This window comes from Bombilactobacillus bombi (assembly GCF_013607485.1).
In the GTDB taxonomy this organism is placed as follows: Bacteria; Bacillota; Bacilli; order Lactobacillales; family Lactobacillaceae; genus Bombilactobacillus; species Bombilactobacillus bombi_A.
Window position 1 is genome coordinate 1 of the sequence record NZ_SCHP01000111.1, and the last position, 1,971, is coordinate 1,971.

Here is a 1,971-nt window from a genome sequence, read left to right on the forward strand (position 1 = left end):
GAGTGAGAATGATTTCCAAAAAATTTTTGATTATATGTGCTAACTGTGTCGGAATTTTTTTATGTATGTTAGATACAACTGTAATGAATATTGCTTTACCAGATATTCAAAAAGGATTAGCAGTTTCTTTAAATGATTTGCAATGGGCTATCAATATCTATACAATTTTATTTGCTGCCTTAACTATTCCTTTAAGTCGTTTAGGCGAAAGATTTGGAATTAATCGAGTTTATTTATTAGGTATAATTATTTTTATACTCGGGTCGTTTATTTCAGGATGGGCACCTAACTTAACTATCCTTATAAGTGGACGGGCTTGTCAAAGTCTCGGTGCCGCGATAGTTTTTCCCTTATCAATGACAATTGGTATTGCCAGTGTGTCCTTGGCTAAACGGGTTCAAGTAATTGCAGCTTTGGGTGTTACTCAAGGTCTAGCAGCAGCTTTAGGTCCGGCAATTGGCGGTATAATTACACAATTTTTATCCTGGCGTTGGATCTTTTTGCTTAATTTGCCCTTATTACTTATTGCAATCATATTAATTAACTACACTTTAGATTTAAAAGCTAAAGGCAAGCCCGTAACTATTGATTATTGGGGCTCATTGTTTAGTATGCTATCCTTATTTTCACTAACTTTGGCTTTAGTCAAAGGACGAGAATGGCACTGGAATAGTCCTTTAATTCTAGGATTGATTATTGGCAGTACGCTATGTTTGATTTTATTTATTATCATAGAGAGAAAAGCTACTAATCCCATGGTGCCCTTAGCACTGTTTCGTGATCGTCAGTTTACTGGCTCTGCTGTGGCCATTATTTTAAGCAATTTATTCTTAGTCGCGATTACCGTCATCTTACCGACCTATTTTACTCATGTCCAAAATAAAAACGAATTGCAAGCAGCTTTATTAGTAACACCCATTTCTGCCATGATTTTTATTTTTTCACCAATTGCTGCTATTTTGGTAAATAAATTAGGTCCGCGACCAGTTATCACATTAGGTTTTTTGCTAATGGTAATTGCTTATGGTCTGTTTGCACAAATTGATCTTACTAATCTATCTTTAATAACAAGCGCAAATATCTTATTAGGAACGGGGTACGGAATTATTGCAGGTCCTATTACGGTATTAGCTGCTTCTAACTTTACGGGCAATTTATTATCAGCCTCACAAAGTGTTGCTGGTGTTTTTCGTCAAGTAGGAATAACCTTAGCGGTGGCTATTTTTGTTAGTGGACTATACGCAAACTTGCAACAGGCCCAAACTGAATCTATTAATTATGCCCAGAAGCAAATAGTTGCGCTACATCTAGAGAAACGGCAACAACAAAGAATGCTGACTCAAACCATTAGTAATATTAAAAACCAAAATACAAAATCGACAACTATCAAGAATCATGTTTCTAAAAAAGAAAAAATGCGACTAATTGAGCGTAATTATCAAAAGGTATTAGCTCAAAGTCCACATTTACCTGTCTTAGCTCAACATAATATTTATCAAAAAGTAACTCAACAAGTAAAACAAAAAGTCCAAACTTTGAATTATAAAATTAATTTAACCGTTATACGTATCAAAAAGTATTCCGTTCTAAAGGCTAGTCAGGCTTTTAAAAATCTTTATGCCACCACTTTGCCCTTTGTTTTTCTAGCAATTTTATCTAGTCTGTTATTTATGCCCAAAAAAGCTTATTTAGCAGTTATAAAGCAGCAAAAAGAATAGGCCTAATAGTCAACACACAGCCACAATGTGTCAGATAATATTTATAGAAATAACAATTTATTAATATAGATGATTAATATAGATGTTAATAAAATAAAAAAGTCTCCCTAAAACTTCTAGGATGACTTTTTTGAAAGATTAAATAGTACAGGTTTAGTTTTTAATAATTATAATTTTTCAATAACATATTAGAAATTTAAAAAAGTGAAAAACAATCAAATATCATTAAAAATTAATATAATATTTATTTTAA

1 protein-coding gene is annotated in these 1,971 nt (G+C 32.4%); it reads left to right on the forward strand.

Translation table 11 applies throughout. The features are described 5' to 3' along the window. The first annotated feature begins 8 nt into the window (after positions 1 to 8). Positions 9 to 1,718, forward strand: a complete 1,710-nt coding sequence (locus EQ827_RS08605) for an MFS transporter (protein ID WP_181190568.1) — start codon at positions 9 to 11, stop codon at positions 1,716 to 1,718. Positions 1,719 to 1,971: the final 253 nt, after the last annotated feature.

Coding starts and splice junctions, on each gene's coding strand:
- EQ827_RS08605 (WP_181190568.1), top strand. CDS start 9: ATGATTTCCAAAAAATTTTTGATTATATGTGCTAACTGTGTCGGAATT.